At 45.3% G+C, this 16,443-nt stretch carries 20 protein-coding genes; 12 read left to right on the top strand and 8 right to left on the bottom strand.

The genetic code is table 11. The features are described from left to right. Positions 1-16 precede the first annotated feature (16 nt). Together ACVW0P_RS10720 and ACVW0P_RS10715 are read left to right on the top strand one after the other, a co-directional pair. The gene (locus tag ACVW0P_RS10720; RefSeq protein ID WP_457132088.1) at positions 17-688 is read left to right on the top strand and encodes a LolA family protein; all 672 of its coding nucleotides are present in this window, start codon (positions 17-19) and stop codon (positions 686-688) included. Positions 689-739: 51 nt separating this feature from the next. Then, on the top strand, positions 740-1,618 hold the full coding sequence (locus ACVW0P_RS10715; RefSeq protein WP_457132087.1) for a diiron oxygenase: 879 nt from the start codon (positions 740-742) through the stop codon (positions 1,616-1,618). A gap of 110 nt (positions 1,619-1,728) precedes the next feature. Here ACVW0P_RS10715 and ACVW0P_RS10710 read toward each other — a convergent pair whose 3' ends face one another. Further along, complete coding sequence (locus tag ACVW0P_RS10710; protein WP_457132086.1) at positions 1,729-2,028, bottom strand: GIY-YIG nuclease family protein; 300 nt, start codon at positions 2,026-2,028, stop codon at positions 1,729-1,731. Between the two features lie 167 nt (positions 2,029-2,195). After that, on the bottom strand, positions 2,196-3,329 hold the full coding sequence (locus ACVW0P_RS10705) for an acyltransferase family protein (RefSeq protein ID WP_457132085.1): 1,134 nt from the start codon (positions 3,327-3,329) through the stop codon (positions 2,196-2,198). Positions 3,330-3,484: 155 nt separating this feature from the next. Between ACVW0P_RS10705 and ACVW0P_RS10700 the strand changes: the two genes are divergently transcribed. Together ACVW0P_RS10700 and ACVW0P_RS10695 are read left to right on the top strand one after the other, a co-directional pair. Then, positions 3,485-3,784, top strand: a complete 300-nt coding sequence (locus ACVW0P_RS10700) for a hypothetical protein (RefSeq protein WP_457132084.1) — start codon at positions 3,485-3,487, stop codon at positions 3,782-3,784. Then, on the top strand, positions 3,781-4,542 hold the full coding sequence (locus ACVW0P_RS10695) for an MBL fold metallo-hydrolase (protein WP_457132083.1): 762 nt from the start codon (positions 3,781-3,783) through the stop codon (positions 4,540-4,542). The genes ACVW0P_RS10700 and ACVW0P_RS10695 overlap by 4 nt, the downstream gene beginning before the upstream one ends. Before the next feature lie 97 nt (positions 4,543-4,639). On the opposite strand, the gene ACVW0P_RS10690 is transcribed toward ACVW0P_RS10695, so the two are convergent. Beyond that, on the bottom strand, positions 4,640-5,122 hold the full coding sequence (locus ACVW0P_RS10690; protein WP_457132082.1) for a hypothetical protein: 483 nt from the start codon (positions 5,120-5,122) through the stop codon (positions 4,640-4,642). A 111-nt stretch (positions 5,123-5,233) separates the two neighbouring features. On the opposite strand from ACVW0P_RS10690, the gene ACVW0P_RS10685 reads away from it, so the two are divergent. The 7 genes from ACVW0P_RS10685 (at position 5,234) to ACVW0P_RS10655 (ending at position 11,766) form a co-directional block, all read left to right on the top strand. Further along, positions 5,234-6,532, top strand: coding sequence for an alkaline phosphatase family protein (locus ACVW0P_RS10685; protein WP_457132081.1), 1,299 nt, complete (start codon positions 5,234-5,236; stop codon positions 6,530-6,532). Positions 6,533-6,572: 40 nt separating this feature from the next. Further along, entirely contained in the window at positions 6,573-7,076 is a 504-nt protein-coding gene (locus ACVW0P_RS10680) for a hypothetical protein (protein ID WP_457132080.1), read from the top strand. Between the two features lie 92 nt (positions 7,077-7,168). Continuing rightward, positions 7,169-7,651 carry a hypothetical protein gene (locus ACVW0P_RS10675; protein ID WP_457132079.1) on the top strand — a complete coding sequence of 161 codons (483 nt, stop codon included), beginning with the start codon at positions 7,169-7,171 and terminating at the stop codon, positions 7,649-7,651. A gap of 48 nt (positions 7,652-7,699) precedes the next feature. Continuing rightward, on the top strand, positions 7,700-9,313 hold the full coding sequence (locus tag ACVW0P_RS10670) for an amidase (RefSeq protein WP_457132078.1): 1,614 nt from the start codon (positions 7,700-7,702) through the stop codon (positions 9,311-9,313). Between the two features lie 72 nt (positions 9,314-9,385). Beyond that, the gene (locus ACVW0P_RS10665) at positions 9,386-9,793 is read left to right on the top strand and encodes a helix-turn-helix domain-containing protein (protein WP_457132077.1); all 408 of its coding nucleotides are present in this window, start codon (positions 9,386-9,388) and stop codon (positions 9,791-9,793) included. A gap of 157 nt (positions 9,794-9,950) precedes the next feature. Then, complete coding sequence (locus ACVW0P_RS10660) at positions 9,951-10,712, top strand: SDR family NAD(P)-dependent oxidoreductase (RefSeq protein WP_457132076.1); 762 nt, start codon at positions 9,951-9,953, stop codon at positions 10,710-10,712. Between the two features lie 139 nt (positions 10,713-10,851). Further along, complete coding sequence (locus ACVW0P_RS10655) at positions 10,852-11,766, top strand: DUF72 domain-containing protein (RefSeq protein ID WP_457132075.1); 915 nt, start codon at positions 10,852-10,854, stop codon at positions 11,764-11,766. 77 nt (positions 11,767-11,843) lie between these two features. On the opposite strand, the gene ACVW0P_RS10650 is transcribed toward ACVW0P_RS10655, so the two are convergent. Genes ACVW0P_RS10650 through ACVW0P_RS10640 form a run of 3 tightly spaced genes read right to left on the bottom strand, consistent with a single transcriptional unit; the run spans position 11,844 to position 13,833 of the window. Further along, a complete protein-coding gene (locus ACVW0P_RS10650; protein WP_067063748.1) occupies positions 11,844-12,065 on the bottom strand; it encodes a PspC domain-containing protein in 222 nt (73 codons plus the stop codon). Between the two features lies 1 nt (position 12,066). Continuing rightward, positions 12,067-13,353 (bottom strand): DUF2851 family protein, encoded by a 1,287-nt coding sequence (locus tag ACVW0P_RS10645; protein WP_457132074.1) that lies wholly within the window; start codon positions 13,351-13,353, stop codon positions 12,067-12,069. 48 nt (positions 13,354-13,401) lie between these two features. Further along, entirely contained in the window at positions 13,402-13,833 is a 432-nt protein-coding gene (locus tag ACVW0P_RS10640; protein WP_457132073.1) for a DUF1801 domain-containing protein, read from the bottom strand. A gap of 151 nt (positions 13,834-13,984) precedes the next feature. Here ACVW0P_RS10640 and ACVW0P_RS10635 point away from each other — a divergent pair, with 151 nt between their 5' ends. Then, a complete protein-coding gene (locus ACVW0P_RS10635; RefSeq protein ID WP_457132072.1) occupies positions 13,985-15,292 on the top strand; it encodes an MFS transporter in 1,308 nt (435 codons plus the stop codon). Positions 15,293-15,421: 129 nt separating this feature from the next. Here ACVW0P_RS10635 and ACVW0P_RS10630 read toward each other — a convergent pair whose 3' ends face one another. After that, positions 15,422-16,111 carry a DUF1345 domain-containing protein gene (locus ACVW0P_RS10630; RefSeq protein WP_457132071.1) on the bottom strand — a complete coding sequence of 230 codons (690 nt, stop codon included), beginning with the start codon at positions 16,109-16,111 and terminating at the stop codon, positions 15,422-15,424. A gap of 98 nt (positions 16,112-16,209) precedes the next feature. Further along, positions 16,210-16,410 (bottom strand): YwbE family protein, encoded by a 201-nt coding sequence (locus tag ACVW0P_RS10625; RefSeq protein ID WP_354431264.1) that lies wholly within the window; start codon positions 16,408-16,410, stop codon positions 16,210-16,212. Positions 16,411-16,443 lie beyond the last annotated feature (33 nt).

The following is a 16,443-nucleotide window of genomic DNA, read 5'->3' as shown; positions in this document are numbered from 1 at the left end:
ATTTGAATTAAAGAACATGAAAAAATTATTCATCTACATAGTATTATCTACTTTAAGTATTGCTACCGCGTTCGCGCAAAAGGATGCCGACGCCAAGGTTATCCTGAACAAGCTAAGCAAACAATACCGCACTTACGATGGCGTAAAAACCGACTATTCGCTCGCGATAGATAACCAGCAAGCTAATGTAAAGGAAACTTATACAGGTACGCTTATAGTCCGTTCAAAAACCAATAAGTATAAGGTGATAGCGTATGCCGCGGGTACTAAAAAAGTGATGCAGGATATCATCAGCGATGGTAAAAACCAATGGACGTACCTTAAGGATGCTAACGAAGTGCAATTAAGCACCGCCGACAACAGCGAGGAAGGCTTTAACCCCGCCAAGATCTTTACCATGTACGAAAAAGGGTACAAGTACATTTATACCGGCCAGCAAAAGCTTGCAGGCAAAGTTTACCAAATAATTGACCTTACCCCAGAGGACAGCAAGAAAACGTTCTTTAAAGTGCGCCTGATGGTAGATAAGGTAAAAAACCAACTCTACAGCGCCCAGATCTTTGATAAGAACGGCAGTAAATACACCTACACCCTACGCACCTTTACCCCCAACTACAAAGTAGCCGAAACCGCTTTTGTGTTTGATAAAAAGGCATATCCCGGTGTTGAGGTGGTTGATTTGAGATAATTTCAAAAACCCCCATACTGACTTTTTAGTTACTATCTTCGTACTACAGGTATGAAGGCAGAAGAAATAGAGCGTCTGATAAAGATTAGTAAGGAAAGGCCATTGATGCCCGAAACTTATATACCCTGGCAGGACGATCCGCTGGAACAAGACTTTTATCTGCCCGAAGCACTTACATCCCTGCGTGGACTGCCCATATATGACACGCTAACCATGCAACAGCAAAAAGATCTGGGCCGCCACGAATTAGTGCAAGTGCTGTATTCATATGGCTGGGGCGAAGCGCTCTTTTGCGTATTTATGTCGAAATTTATTTTGACACTGCCACCTGATAGTCCCGAACACCGTTTTTTGATCCGCGAGATCATCGAAGAATACCGGCACCAAGAGATGTTTGCGCAAACTATTACCCGTGTAAATGGCAGCCCCCTACAGCAAAACGCCGCGCACCGGTTTTTTGGCCGGATAACCACTAACTACCTGCCTGCCGACTACCTGTTTATGGGCAGCCTGTCGGTGGAGTTGATCACCGATGTTTACGGCAACCATGCCCGCCGCGCGCCCGAAATTTACCGGGTGGTGCAAAAGGTTTTCGAGCTGCATAATATTGAGGAAGGCCGGCACATACACTTTACCAAGGGCTTATTGGAACGTTATACCGCAAAGGCAGGTTACCTCAAAAAATCGTTTTACAGCCTTGTAATATTAATGAACATTTACTTTGTACGCACCATGTACGTGCGGCGCGAGATCTACGAGCGAATCGGCCTGTCAAACCCGGATGAGGTTTACAAACAGGCACAGCAAAATTACCGTTCCATGTTCACTCAAAACTGCCTCGGTCAAATTATTGGCTTTGTAAATAGCTGGGGTGGCTTCAACCTCCTAACTCGCTGGGCATGGCGGTTAGTTTTAAAAGCTAAAGTGTAAAGAAGAGGACCGTCATGCCGAATTTACTTCGGCATCCCACTTGCTGAGTAGCAAACTTGCATGGCTACGACCTGTCCTGAGAGATCCTGAAACAAGTTCAGGATGACGGTTTATTCGTCAAATAAGTCGCCTTTTAAATCTTTCATATCGGGGTTAACAGATTGAATAAGCTTAATTTTCCAGTCTCTATGCCAATTCTTTAATTGTTTCTCACGGGCTATCGCATCTGTTATGCGTTCAAAATATTCGTAATAAACAAGATCATATAGTTTATATTTCTTTACAAAAGCTGAGCCCTCATTATTCACATGTTGCCATACACGTGCTCGCAGATCAGCGGTTACGCCGATGTAGAAAGTGGTTCGGTATGTATTAGACATGATGTAGGTATGGCCCTGTTTAAATAGCATGTTGTTTTATATGTTCACTATCTATCCTGTGGGATGCCGAAATAAATTCGGCATGACCGGTTTTTTTTAATGTCAGGTTGAACTCGTTTCAGCATCCCTCATGCAAATTCGCTTGTCCTGAGAGATGCCGAAATAAATTCGGCATGACGGATTTATTTTCCTACTTTTTACACCCTAATATACATCTTCTTATTATCCAGCACCTTACCTACACTCCAGCATATCAGCATGTAGCTGATGGCAAATAGCAGGGAGCCAATGGCGCCCGGTGCTATTTTCTGGTAAAACACATCGTTTATCCACGCGTAAAGGTTTTTGTCGCCGATGCTGATCATCCAGAATGCGATAACCAATATCTCCGACAGGATATAAATGGCCAGCGGGTTTTTACCCACGGTGGTGAAGAAAGATGTCCAGTTGTATTTGTTCCAGGCTTGTACTTCCACTACGTATATCAACCCCGATATCATCACCATATCTATGCCTGTGGTAAGTAATGTAAAAGGGCTGCTCCATAGCTTTTTACCTATCGGGAAACTCATGTTCCACGTAAGGGCGATGAAGATGAACAGGCAACCCATCAGCGCCAAACGGCCGATAGTTTCGTATCCTTTACCTTTTTCCTGGATAAATTTACCGGCATAGTAACCTACAATAACGTTCACAATGGCAGGCAAGGTGCTCAATATCCCCTCGGGGTCAAAGGCAACGCCTTCGCCGTGGTAAAGGTGACCATCCCCCAACAAGAATTTATCAAGGTAAGTACCCGCGTTGGTAAGCATGGCGTATGGTGCGGCAGGGTCGCCAAAGGCAAGCAATATAACCTGGTAACCAATAAGCAGCAATGCGCTTAACACAATAACCGCCGTTTTATTACGTACAAAATAAATGATAAGGGATGCAAAAATATAGCAAAGGCCAATACGTTGTAGCACGCCCATAATACGTGTACCGCTTATAGGCCTCAACGCCCATCCGTTTGCGCCATGGTCTACAAACGGGAACCAATACATAATGTAGCCAATTAAAAATATGAGTAGCCCGCGTTTTAGTATCCTGTACAAAACGGTGCCGGTGCTTAAACCATCAAACTTTTTCATGGTAAAGCTCATGGCGTTACCAACCGCGAAAAGGAACGATGGGAACACCAGGTCGGTAGGTGTAAAACCAAACCACGCCGCATGTTCAAGCGGTGCAAAAGGATGCGCACCGCTGCCGGGTGTGTTTACGATGATCATAAAACAAATGGTTAGTCCGCGGAAAACATCCAGCGACAGGAACCGTTCGGGTTTTTGGCTCATAATGGGTATAATTGGTTAAATAATACGGGAGATTTACCGCACCAATATAGGAAATTATTAAAATGAAATCCAACAAACTACAAATCTTATTAAAAAGATTTAAAAAGTAATTTTTAGTATCAGTTAACATCTATTTACAACATTTTACTGCCTTAATGTTAAATGTTACTATTTTTGAAAAGATGCTTACCATAACCAACCATACGCTCGAAAAACTGGAGCTGCTGCTAAAATCGGCAGGTTACAGGGTGAGGTATGAGAAGGGTAACTTTAAAACAGGGGCTTGCATGCTGCTAAACAGCCGCGTTATTGTGGTAAATAAATTTGCCAACCTGGAAAGCAAAATAGCCGCGGTGGCCGAGCTTGCCCGCACGCTGGAGATAGATTATAACTTGTTAGACGATAAACAGGCTGCATTTTTGCATCAGCTTAAACAAACAACATTGCAGCTGTGACCATAACTTTTTTAGGAACCGGAACCTCGCAGGGTGTGCCCGTTATAGCCTGCACCTGCCCCGTTTGCTTATCAACCGATAAGCACGATAAGCGGCTGCGTACCTCTATTTTAATAGAGGGCGATGGGAAAGTTATCGCCATAGATTCGGGGCCCGATTTTAGGTATCAGATGCTGCGCGAAAAAGTGATGCACCTGGATGCCATTGTTTTTACCCACGAGCATAAGGACCATGTTGCCGGTATGGATGATATCCGCGCGTTCAACTACAAGCAGCAGGTGCCTATGGATATTTGCGCCGATGACCGCGTACAGCTGGCTCTGCGCCGCGAGTTCCCTTATATTTTTGACAACAAGGGCTATCCCGGCATCCCCCAGGTTAACCTCCACACTATTAATTTAGAGCCTTTTAATATTGGCGATGTGCGCTTTACCCCTATCGAGGTGATGCACTATAAGCTGCCGGTTAAAGGTTACAGGATAAAAGATTTCACCTATATCACCGATGCCAAAACGCTATCCGATGTAGAGAAAGACAAGATCCGCGGGTCGAAAACATTGGTAATAAACGCCCTGCAAAAAGAAAAGCATATCTCGCACTTTACCCTGGATGAGGCCATTGCCTTTGCCCGAGATATTAATGCCGAACAAACCTACCTTACCCACGTCAGCCACCGTTTAGGTAAACATGCCGATGTATCCAAGGAACTCCCCGCCGGCATCCAATTAGCTTATGACGGGCTTAAGCTAGAAGTTTAGCATCCCTGTTTGTTTATTGGGGCTATCTAATTTATAAAACACCTGCATCGTACAGGCGATAATACTTTTTTAGAAAGCAGTAAACTACCGTTACGCACTAATCAAGCTCCAGGTAGCTAACCTGGTTTAGGGTTGCACGGTAAGTGTTTTTATGCCCTTTCTTCGCAATCTCTAAGCGGCCGCGGATAGTCATTTTGCGGTTATTCAGTTTGTTGTATTCGCCATCCTCGGTTTCAAATAAGCCGATGTGTTTACCCACAAGGTACAGCGGGCAATCCTGCGTAAAATTCACCCAAATCGAGTGGCTGTTGCCGTGGTCGGTAAAGGTACTGTCGTTAACCAGGGCCGATACGTTTTTTCCTTCTATGTACTTGCCGGTTACCTCAACGTTTTGCTTATCGTAATATTTAACGCTATCTACCAGGTGGGCAAAACTTACCTTTTTAAACTGAACATTCAAATCACACTCGCTGATGTATATCTTGCGTTTGGGGGTATTGCAAGCCAGCAGCGCCAGTGTAATTACGAATGTTATGTATGCCCTGCTTTGCGCCATATATAAATGTAGGTCATTTAACATACACAGTTGTTATGGCACAGTAATTTTACCAAAGTATTACTACTGCAACATTAACGTTATCATACAATTATCTTAACCTTAAAAAGTTATTTTTACCCGTTAAATATAAGCATGAAAAAACACAGCTTTATACTGATAGCGCTACTTACCATCTGCCACAGCGGCTTTAGCCAGGATACCACCCAACACATCATCCCCAACCGTAAAAACAGTATAACGCAGCAAAATAAGCCTTACGTAATATTAATTTCTGCCGATGGTTTCCGGTATGATTTTGCCAAGCGCTACAACGCGCAAAACTTGCAACGTTTGGCAAGCGAAGGCATAAGCACACCTTACATGATGCCCTCTTATCCATCGGTTACATTTCCCAACCATTATGCCATCATCAGCGGCCTGTATCCCTCGCACTCGGGTTTGGTTAACAATACCTATTATGACCCTGCCCGCAGGGAAAAATACGCCATGAGTAATAAAGCCAAGGTTGCCGATAGCAGCTGGTATGGCGGCGCGCCGCTTTGGGTACGTGCCGAGCAGCAAAAAATGCTTTCGGCCAGCTTTTACTGGGTGGCGTCGGAAGCGGCTATACAGGGTGTGCGCCCTACCTATTACTATATCTACAACGAAAAGATTGACATACATAACCGCATTACCGCCGTTGTAGACTGGTTGAGGCTTCCACCTGCAGAACGCCCGCACCTCATCACTTTTTACCTGCCCCAAGTAGACCATGCCGCACATTTAAACGGCCCTGTTTCGCCCGAGGCAGAGAAGGAAGTACACTTTGTAGACTCGACGGTGAACGAATTGCAAAAGGCGGTAAAAACTACAGGTTTAAAAAATGTAAATTTCGTATTCGTATCAGACCATGGCATGACGCGGGTAGACAACCTTAACCCTATCGGCATCCCCGCCGCTATAGACACCTCAAAATTTGTAATATCCGGCGATGGCATTTTGGTAGAGCTTTACGCTAAAAAGAATAAAGCAGACATCCAAAGCACTTATAACGACCTTAAAATAGAAGCGAAGGATTACGATGTTTACCTTAAAACTAACGTACCAGCCCATATGCACTACGGCACTGCCGACGACTGGCACAACCACATTGGCGACATATTGCTGATACCACGCGCCCCAAAAGTATTTAACCTTTGGAACAGCAAAAAAGCCCTTAACCCGGGATGGCACGGTTACGACCCAACCGTTGTGGCAGATATGCGTGCCAGCTTTATTGCCTGGGGGCCGGCCTTTAAAAAGCATTTGGTTGTAAGCCCTTTTGAAAATGTTTCGGTTTTTAATTTAATTAGTGAGATATTGGGCATTAAACATACCGACAAAATTGACGGTACAAATCAATTGGCCAATAAGGTCCTGATCAAAAAAAAACGACTAAAAAGAACGGCATAGCCCTTTTAAGTACCAAAACAAATAAATACAAAACGAAAAAATGAAGCTATCCCTTAAATTAATAATACTGCTTGTATTACCTGTTTCTGTTTTTGCGCAAAACCCGGCTGTTGTAAAACAACAGGCTACAGTTGTTGCCAACGCGTTGCTTAAAAGCGATTTCAAAACCGTTTTAGACCATATCTATCCAAAAGCGGTAGCTATGGGTGGCGGTAAAGCAAAAATGCTGCAGATGATGACAGCGGGCATTAACCAGATGAAAAGCCAGGGCTTCGCCTTTGAAAAAGTTAGTGTTGGCACACCGGGTAAATTCTACAAAGCGGGTAACGAGATCCATTGCCTTGTGCCCGAATCTTTAGTGATGAAAACATCGCAGGGGCGTTTTGCTACTAAGAGTAACCTGCTTTGCGTCAGCAGCGATGGCGGTAAAACGTGGAGCTTTTTAGATATGAACCAGGGTACCATGGGCTCAGTAAAAACGCTGTTTCCCAATTTCAACAGTAACCTTATTATTCCTAAGCCAGAGGTGCCGGTAAAACTGTAACAGCAATTATTGATTGGCAAATACGTTCTCAATCATATTAAACTTACGCGCCCATTTATTCAATGCCCTGTTTTAAGCTATATATTATTTTTTTGTTTCTGACACCTGTATGGGCATTTGCGCAGGATACCGTCGCCGTAAAACGACAAGCCAACCGCTTTGCAAAAGCCAGTTTTAACGGCGATTATAAAACGGTTATTGACCTTACCTACCCGCAGCTTATCGCATACTCGGGTGGCAGGGATAGTTTGCAAAAGTTAATGGATGACCGCATTGCCGCCCTTAAAAAACAAGGCGTGATGACGTTTTCAGGATCTGTAGGTGCGCCCGGCCCTATCATAAAAGCCGGCACCCAATTGCATTGCCTTGTACCCGAAACAATTGTGCTTCAGTTATTTAATGGCCACTATCTTACCAGCACGTATTTGCTTGCCTTAAGCGACGATAAAGGTAAAAGCTGGACTTTTATGGATGTTGGCAAAATGCCTGCCGAAGTATTGCAACGTCTTGTCCCCAACTATAATGCCGACCTGCGCATCCCGCCTGCCGGTAAACCGCTATTCTTTGCCGATTAACCGCTATTTTTACTAAATTGGGATGGATTTCATTCATACATCTCCACCATGCAACGACGTAACTTTTTAAAAACAGGTTCATTAGCCGGGCTAACAATTTCTACCCTGGTTGCAGCATCATGCAAACCATCAGCAGCAGTTAAAAACAATGAAGCTGATGATGCATTCACAGATGATTTTGAGTTGAACGAAGCCACTATCGACCAGTTGCAAAAACTGATGGCCGATGGCAAGCACACCTCCCGCTCCATCACCGAACTGTATTTAAAAAGGATAGACGCGATTGACAAGAACGGCCCGAAAATAAATGCCGTTATCGAACTGAATAAAAGCGCCCTGGATATGGCCGACAACATGGACAAGGAGCGCAAGGCCAAAAAATTACGCGGCCCTTTACATGGCATCCCCGTGCTCATCAAAGACAACATTGATACCGGCGATAACATGCATACCACGGCAGGCTCATTAGCTTTGGCAGATAACTTTGCTAAACAGGACGCCTTCATCGTACACAAACTGCGCGGAGCAGGCGCAGTGATTTTGGGCAAAACCAACCTGAGCGAATGGGCAAATTTCCGTTCTACGCGATCTACCAGCGGCTGGAGCAGCAGGGGGTTGCAAACCAAAAACCCATATGTGCTGGACAGGAACCCAAGTGGCTCAAGCGCAGGGTCGGGCTCTGCAACGGCGGCTAACCTTTGCGCTATCGCGATAGGTACCGAAACAGATGGCTCTATCGTATCGCCATCATCGGTAAATGGCCTGGTGGGCATTAAGCCAACGGTTGGCTTGTGGAGTCGAAGCGGCATTATCCCCATCTCTAAAACGCAGGACACCGCCGGCCCGATGGCACGTACGGTTAAAGACGCGGCCCTGATGCTTGGCGTTATTGCGGGCACCGATGCTGCAGACGATGCCACCCTGAAAAGCAAACAAGAAAAAGATTATAGCAAATACCTCGACGTAAACGGATTAAAAGGCAAACGTCTTGGGTTGGTTAAGATTGAAAAACTGCCTGCCGCTACAGATAAATTGCTTAAAGCCGCTTTAGAAACCCTAAAAAAACAAGGTGCCGAAATTGTAGAGGTTGACCTCGATAGCCGCTTAAAACCTATAGAAGGCTCCGAGTTTACGGTATTGCTTTACGAGTTTAAGGATGGGCTTAACCGCTACCTAATCAAGGCAAATTCCAAAATGAAATCCCTTGCAGATGTTATTGCCTACAACAAGCAAAACGAAGATAAAGCCATGCCGTTCTTTAAACAGGAAACAGCCGAATTGGCGCAAACTAAAGGCGACCTTAACAGCCCGGAATATCTGGATGCCGTCGCCAAAACCACAAACATCAGCAGGCAGGGAATTGACAGTTTGCTGAAGGAAAACAAACTGGATGCCTTGATCGCACCTACCAACGGGTTCGCCGTTTGCATCGACCTCATAAATGGAGATTATGACAACGGCTTCTCTTTTTCAGGCCCGGCTGCTATGGCAGGTTACCCGCATATTACCGTACCCATGGGTGCCTGTCATGACCTGCCCATCGGCTTGTCGTTCGTGGGCACGGCATGGGCCGAGGGCGAATTGATAAAGCTGGCCTATGCTTATGAGCAGGCATCTAAGAAAAGGCTTGCACCAAAGTTTAAAACAGGTTTGTTTGCGTAACGCGAAATAAACACGCATATTTAATAACTTTGGCTATCTGTAAATCGCAAACTAAAAACTGCTAACTCAATAATGCCCGCCCCCATCCCCAAGAAAATATTTACCCGCCGTCACGAGATCTTTGCCGACTTTATAAAAGAAGTTGACAAGCACCTCGACGATGTGATGCAGGAGCGGGTTACCGAGATGTTCGAGATCCGGGATATTGCGGGGCTACTTCACATCCACCCCACCCACTTAACCAATACCATCAAGCAAACCACGGGCAAATCGCCATGCTTTTATTTCGAGGAAAAGATTATGCTGCTGGCTAAAGGTATGTTGCAGCAAAATATCCCCATCAAACAAATAGCCTTTAAGCTTACGTTTGATGCATCCAACTTCACCAAATTTTTTAAACGATTTGAAGGCATTACGCCAAAGGAATATAAGGAAAAAGTGTTTGAAAGTGATGCAACCGCAGACTTAATACAGAGCTAAGGATTTGTGTTTCTTTGCGATTACCTTTATGTCCTTCGTGATTAAATCTCCAGTACTCATCAAAATACTGTACCTGTCACCATTTTATCTGAACCTGTCACCATTTTTTAGCAACGTTTTGCCCGCACCTTTGTAGTGTATTAAAACACATAACAAAATGAGCACAAATAAAATAGCATTAATAACAGGCGGAAGCAGGGGCCTTGGTAAAAACGCCGCGCTAAAACTGGCTGGCAAAGGTATCGACGTAATTGTAACCTATCGCAGTAAAAAAGAGGAGGCCGATGAAGTGGTGAATCAAATTGAGCTGGCGGGACAAACCGCCGCGGCTTTACAGCTCGACACATCAAAAGTAAGCAGCTTTGCCGATTTTAAAGAGCAGTTGACAGCAGTACTAAAAGAAAAATGGGGCAGGGAAAGCTTTGATTTCTTGGTAAACAACGCCGGTATAGATGCTGCATCGCCCTTTGCGCAAACTACCGAAGAGGATTTTGATAACTTGTTTAACGTTCACTTTAAAGGCGTTTACTTTTTAACGCAAACCTTGCTTACTACTATCGCAGATGGTGGCCGCATTATCAATATCTCTACCGGGCTAACACGTTTCGCCACGCCGGGTTACGCGGCATACGCATCAATGAAGGGCGCTATAGAGGTATTCACCAAGTATCTGGCGAAAGAATTGGGCAGTCGTGGTATTGCGGCTAATTTGGTTGCACCGGGCATTGTAGAAACCGATTTTACCAAACGCGCGTTCGACAGTCACCCGCAGATGCATGATTTTATTTCATCGGTAACCGCCTTAGGCAGGCCGGGCCAGCCGGATGATATTGGCGGTGTTATCGCTTTCCTTTGTACCGAAGATGCCCGCTGGATAAACGCGCAACGCATCGAAGCATCAGGCGGGATGTTTTTGTAGTTGGAGGCCCGATAGCTATCGGGAAGTAAACTTCCAATTTGATAAAAAGCGGCGATCTGTTTAGATCGCCGCCTTTTTGTTAAACCAATTTTTATGCTGATTGTATTAATATCTTATCTTGCTACCCTAAATTATTAATATGGAATTTGGCCGCGTTACCGAACAAGAATTACCGCTAATAGACTTTACCCTGCCACCCGACCCTGCCTTTACCCGCGAAACGCTTGCCGCTGTAGATAAAATCCAGCCGCTACAAGTGCACGTAGGCTGCGCCAAGTGGGGCCGCAAGGAATGGGTAGGCCAGATCTATCCGCCAAAAACCAAGGATGCCAATTTTTTGGATGAATACGTAAAGCATTTCGATTGCATAGAACTTAACGCCACCTTTTACCAGGTTTACAGTGCAGAAACCATTGCCAAGTGGAAACAAAAAGCCGACACAAACCCAGATTTTAAGTTTTGCCCAAAATTTTCGCAGAGCATCAGCCATATCCGCAGGTTGAAAAACGCGGACGAGATCACCACCACCTATTATGAAGGCATTATGGCCTTCGGTGACAAACTGGGGCCATTATTTTTGCAGCTAAGCGATAATTTTACGCCCAAAAGCCTGCCCGAACTTACCGCCTACCTGGAGCACTTGCCAACGGATGTCCCCGTTTACGTAGAGATCCGCCATAAGGATTGGTTTGCCGTGCCCGAGAACCGCGAGGCTGTTTTTAGCCTGTTTAAGCGACTTAATATCGGATCGATAATAACAGACGCTACCGGCCGCCGCGATTGCGTACACATGACGCTGCCTACCCCGCATGCCTTTATCCGCTTTGTAGGCAACGGCCTGCACCCTACCGACTACGCCCGCTGCGATGAATGGGTTGACCGCATCGCCGATTGGAAAAAACAGGGCCTGCAATCCGTATGGTTTTTTATGCATCAGCACGATGAGCAGTTTTCGCCAAAGTTATGCGATTATGTAATTGAAAAATTAAATAAAAAATTGGGGATGAAGATCCACCGGCCACAGTTTATGGATAAGAATGCGGAGTTATTTTAACAAACTTGAAATATGCTTACACACAAGTATCATAAGCTAAACTTGCGCAGGTGTTGATAACAATTAAGATAATAGAATTACATATCCAATGCGCGGGTACGTTTGCGCTTTACAAAGTTGCGGATATCTAAAACGATGCCGGCAAAAAAGTAGAAAATGAGCGGGAAACCCACCGCCAGAAATGATGAGTAGATAAAAAACAACCTGATCTTGGCAATAGAAATATTAAAACGCTCCCCCAGGTAGGTGCATACCCCAAAGGAGTAGCGCTCAAAAAAGGTGATGATCCGTTGTAACATATCAGTTGGGTTTTAATATTTTAATACCAACGCCGCATTGCAGGCATTTCTTATAATCGCAATAGGTATTTTTAAGTTCCAGCAGGGCCTGCGATTCAAACGCTGTTTTAATATTCACACCTAAGTTAGCAAAATCTGCGGTAATATTATTTTGCTCCGCCGGGATACTCTCCAGCAATTTTAATGCCCGGCTTACAAAGTGCTGCAATTTCATATGCCTGCCATAACTGAACAGGAAGAGCACCACCGTATTTAACAGAATGGTATCTACCGAACCCGCCCCCAAAGTTTTGCCCGCGGGTTTGCTCTCTTTATCGAACCTGTAGTGGGTTTCCCAGTACTGGTTTATATGGGTATTACTGAACAGCTCGCGCAGGTCCTTCACCTCGCGGATCTCCAATGTTTTCGAGAACAAGTGATTTGATTGCACCACCAATGCCGCGAATTGCGCCAGCCGAATGGTAGGAAAATTTTGTGGCCGCATCCGCAGGAATTTCCACAGGTGATTTTCGATGGGTTGCAAAGTGTATTTTTTAGCGAGGTAATCGTATTCTTTTTTGAGCATACGCGGGTAATCGCCCTGCAGGTCATCTTTCAAAAAACCCGCCTGCCCGAAGATCAGCGCTTCTATTTGCATCGCATTATTCTTGTTTTTTGCCAGGATGCTTTGTGGCAGTGATTTCGCCATCAGTTCGAACGGAAGTGCATTTGTTTTAAAGCCAAAGTTAGCGGCCAAAAATTGGTAAAAGGTTTCTTCCCAATCGCCCTTGTTTATCTGCAGCGCGGCAACAACAGCTTCCGATCGCTTTTCCAACCGCTCCACTAAAATTCGTGTCAGCCAGTTTTGCATGGTAAGGCCGTCCACGGTGGCTATGGTACCCTCGCAGGGGATAATGGTTTGGTTGCCAAATACGAGGTTATGGTAGCGATTATAAAGCTCGGGCGAGATACGGTCTTTCAGTTCCAGCGTGGGTACGCGGCGGCCATCGGTACGAAACAGTGGCTCATCATCGCGGTAAACTACATGGATGATAACATTATCGTATGCGCCATCTGAAGTATGGCCATGGCGTTTCCAGTCCGACGAGGCGATGTGCAATTCCGCATTTCCTGCCCAGGTTGTTTCGCCTATGCGGATACGCGCGTTCTGAAAGTCGGGCCCCGCATTTGAGTTATGCACCCCTACCGAATAGATCTCCAGTTCTTCACCCTCGGTAGTCCGCAGGTCCATCCTCTCGAACAGGCGAAACTTCCAGATGTAGTGGAGAAAATCTTCGGTAAAAAGCATGAGGTAAGATAGTTAAGAAATAGAGGACATGAATATAAAGATATTAAATTATTTTTCAGTTGTAACCTCAACTCCATAGCGTATAGCATCTTCAAGCACATCAACATTTATATCTTTTAACGCTTTAAATTTTATGCAGTACCCGCTTACGCTTGCCTTGCCAAGTGTATTACCATACGTTTGGGCTAAGTATGCTTTATCGTCTATACCCAAAATATAGATGGAAATGCCGGTTGTATTTGCACTCATACCAATTTGATAGAACTCGCGGGTAGTTCCGTTAGCATACTTCATAGCGTAAAGTCCGTAGCCAATATTGGGGTTGGTAACTATTTTATTTTCGCTGTTTTTACCATCCAAAAACCATAGTTTACATCCCGGCAATGCTTGCAGTATGCGCGTATGTATCGCCTCCATATCCCTACGTTTTGGTTCGGGCTGGCCGTTAAGATATTCCCGGATCTTTTCCGCTATGCTCATATGAATATAATTTGATGGGTTTAAATCGCTTATCAAATTTCGTTTTATTTTTGGTTGTAAACTAATTTAAAAAAGAGGGCGGATATTGGCCCCCACGCTTTATTATCCGCGGTAAATAATTTGATTATCTTGCGGCATAAACAAACCTAATATGAACACCAATACTATGCCCGTACCACAAACAACCCAAAGCCGTGTATGGTCAATTGTTGGTGGCTCGTTAGGGAACCTGGTTGAATGGTACGATTGGTATGTTTATTCGGCATTCTCGCTGTACTTTGCCGGATCGTTTTTCCCCAAGGGTGACCTCACCGCACAGCTCTTAAATACCGCCGGTATTTTTGCCATTGGTTTTTTAATGCGCCCTATCGGCGGTTGGCTAATGGGTACCTATGCAGATAAACGCGGGCGTAAAAAAGCACTTACTTTTTCGGTGTTGCTGATGAGTGCCGGCTCGTTGATCATCGCCATTACGCCAAGCCATAAATCTATCGGTATTGCCGCGCCTATTTTACTTGTGCTGGCCCGTATTATCCAGGGGCTTAGCGTTGGGGGCGAGTATGGTACAAGTGCCACCTACCTCAGCGAAATGGCTACAAAAAAGGACCGTGGTTTTTATTCAAGTTTCCAATACGTTACCCTAATTATGGGCCAACTGATTGCCCTTGGGGTGCTGATATTGCTACAACGCGCCTTCCTGACCGAAGAACAGCTGCATTCCTGGGGATGGCGCATCCCGTTTGGAATTGGTGCCGCGCTTGCCATTATTGTGATGTATTTGAGGCGTAGCTTGCAGGAATCGGCAACGCTGAATAAAAACCAAGAAAATCCAAGCAAACACGCGCGCGGATCCTTGCGTGCACTGGCCGAGCACCCGAAAGCTATCCTCACCGTTATCGGCCTTACCATGGGCGGAACGGTTGCATTTTACACATTTACTACCTATATGCAAAAATTTCTGGTGAACACCAACGGCTTCAGCAAAAACGAAGCGACCCTGATATCCGGCCTCACCCTTTTTGTTTTTATGCTGATACAGCCGCTTTATGGTTTTTTGTCTGATAAGATAGGCCGCAAGCCGATGCTAACCGCATTTGGCGTTTTAGGCACATTAACCACCATCCCGCTGCTAACCTATTTGAGTGCCACGCATAACTTTTGGGTGGCATTTGGATTGATCATGTTTGCCTTGCTTGTGGTAAGTAATTATACCGCTATCAACGCCGTGGTAAAGGCCGAACTTTTCCCGGCGCATATCCGTGCTTTGGGTGTGGGTTTTCCGTATGCCATCGCGGTTTCCATATTCGGCGGCTCTGCCGAGTATATCGCACTTAAGTTTAAGGAAGCAGGCCACGAGAATTGGTTTTTTTGGTACGTTACAGGTTGTATAGTGGTTTCGCTGGTGGTTTACACTACGATGAACGATACCAAGAAACACTCGAAGATAGAAGAAGAATAGCCCCCTTTAAACGGCGTAGCCCTCATGAACACCATAATAAAAACACTTTGTTAATAATCTCCGCCGGAAGGCGAAACTTTAAACTAATTGATAACTCCGTCTCCTTCGAAGAGGGCTGGGGAGAGGCTCCTATTTCGATACCAATCCTGAGATCACATTGATGCTTAACGCTACTATGGCTGTGTTAAATGCGAACGCGATAAGCCCATGCGCCAAGGCAAGGCGGCGGATATGCTTGGATGAGATCTCCACATCTGATACCTGGAATGTCATCCCCACTACAAAGGAAAAATATACAAAGTCGAGGTAGTCCGGTTCTTTATCATCGCCGGGAAACTCCAGCCCGCCGAGCGGTGTTTTTTTACCTTTATCGGTGGTGTAATACAGATGCGCGTAGCGCATGGTAAATACGGTATGCACTAACCACCACGAAATAACCACGGCCGTCATTGCCAGTAAAATATAACCGGCAACGGTATCGTCTGAAGCACCTTTGGCCGATTTTAGCAGCAACAACATCGCCACCAAACTTACCAGCGAAGCGGCCATTACAAATACAAATATCATTACCCGGCTGCTATCTTCCAGGCTGGCTACTTTACGAATATCCTTCGGATGTGCCCATAAAATGGTTACCCAATCCAATATGATAATGCTTGATGCAACCGCAATCCACGTTATTAGCGTAACGGCCGGTACGGATGGATTGTGCCTGGCAAGATAAAACACCACGGCTCCTATCAGGAGCGATAAATACAGCCTGTAATGCGCATCCAGGCGCAGCAGTAAATTCTTTTTCGGTTCGGTTACGTGTTGCACTTCGTTGATGGTATTTAGTTAATGGTTTGTAGTTAGAAGATCATGGTAGCTGCGTTCCGGCTATTTACCGTTAATTATGATCTATAGGCTGCGAAGCATCAATCTTCCTCAACAATCTCTGCCACACGGCCTACCTGCCCGTCTTCCAGGCGCACTTTTATGCCACGCGAATGGTAAGTGGAGCTGGTTAACAGATCCTTCACCACGCCGCGGGTTAGCTTGCCGCTTCGCTGGTCTTTTTTTAGGATGATGTCTACTTCAAGTCCGGGATAGATGTCGCTTCGGTTTTGGCCGCTCATGATTATTGATGATTACACTAATTTTTTTATAAT

The organism is Mucilaginibacter sp. UYNi724, assembly GCF_054057495.1.
The sequence above is the reverse complement of the archived record's forward strand: the minus strand, read 5'-3'. Positions and strand labels throughout refer to the sequence as shown.

Bases quoted from the DNA above. Each gene is read 5' to 3' on its own strand.
- ACVW0P_RS10720 (WP_457132088.1), top strand. From the start codon at position 17: ATGAAAAAATTATTCATCTACATAGTATTATCTACTTTAAGTATTGCT.
- ACVW0P_RS10715 (WP_457132087.1), top strand. From the start codon at position 740: ATGAAGGCAGAAGAAATAGAGCGTCTGATAAAGATTAGTAAGGAAAGG.
- ACVW0P_RS10710 (WP_457132086.1), bottom strand. From the start codon at position 2,028: ATGCTATTTAAACAGGGCCATACCTACATCATGTCTAATACATACCGA.
- ACVW0P_RS10705 (WP_457132085.1), bottom strand. From the start codon at position 3,329: ATGAGCCAAAAACCCGAACGGTTCCTGTCGCTGGATGTTTTCCGCGGA.
- ACVW0P_RS10700 (WP_457132084.1), top strand. From the start codon at position 3,485: ATGTTAAATGTTACTATTTTTGAAAAGATGCTTACCATAACCAACCAT.
- ACVW0P_RS10690 (WP_457132082.1), bottom strand. From the start codon at position 5,122: ATGTTAAATGACCTACATTTATATATGGCGCAAAGCAGGGCATACATA.
- ACVW0P_RS10685 (WP_457132081.1), top strand. From the start codon at position 5,234: ATGAAAAAACACAGCTTTATACTGATAGCGCTACTTACCATCTGCCAC.
- ACVW0P_RS10680 (WP_457132080.1), top strand. From the start codon at position 6,573: ATGAAGCTATCCCTTAAATTAATAATACTGCTTGTATTACCTGTTTCT.
- ACVW0P_RS10670 (WP_457132078.1), top strand. From the start codon at position 7,700: ATGCAACGACGTAACTTTTTAAAAACAGGTTCATTAGCCGGGCTAACA.
- ACVW0P_RS10665 (WP_457132077.1), top strand. From the start codon at position 9,386: ATGCCCGCCCCCATCCCCAAGAAAATATTTACCCGCCGTCACGAGATC.
- ACVW0P_RS10660 (WP_457132076.1), top strand. From the start codon at position 9,951: ATGAGCACAAATAAAATAGCATTAATAACAGGCGGAAGCAGGGGCCTT.
- ACVW0P_RS10655 (WP_457132075.1), top strand. From the start codon at position 10,852: ATGGAATTTGGCCGCGTTACCGAACAAGAATTACCGCTAATAGACTTT.
- ACVW0P_RS10650 (WP_067063748.1), bottom strand. From the start codon at position 12,065: ATGTTACAACGGATCATCACCTTTTTTGAGCGCTACTCCTTTGGGGTA.
- ACVW0P_RS10645 (WP_457132074.1), bottom strand. From the start codon at position 13,353: ATGCTTTTTACCGAAGATTTTCTCCACTACATCTGGAAGTTTCGCCTG.
- ACVW0P_RS10640 (WP_457132073.1), bottom strand. From the start codon at position 13,833: ATGAGCATAGCGGAAAAGATCCGGGAATATCTTAACGGCCAGCCCGAA.
- ACVW0P_RS10635 (WP_457132072.1), top strand. From the start codon at position 13,985: ATGAACACCAATACTATGCCCGTACCACAAACAACCCAAAGCCGTGTA.
- ACVW0P_RS10625 (WP_354431264.1), bottom strand. From the start codon at position 16,410: ATGAGCGGCCAAAACCGAAGCGACATCTATCCCGGACTTGAAGTAGAC.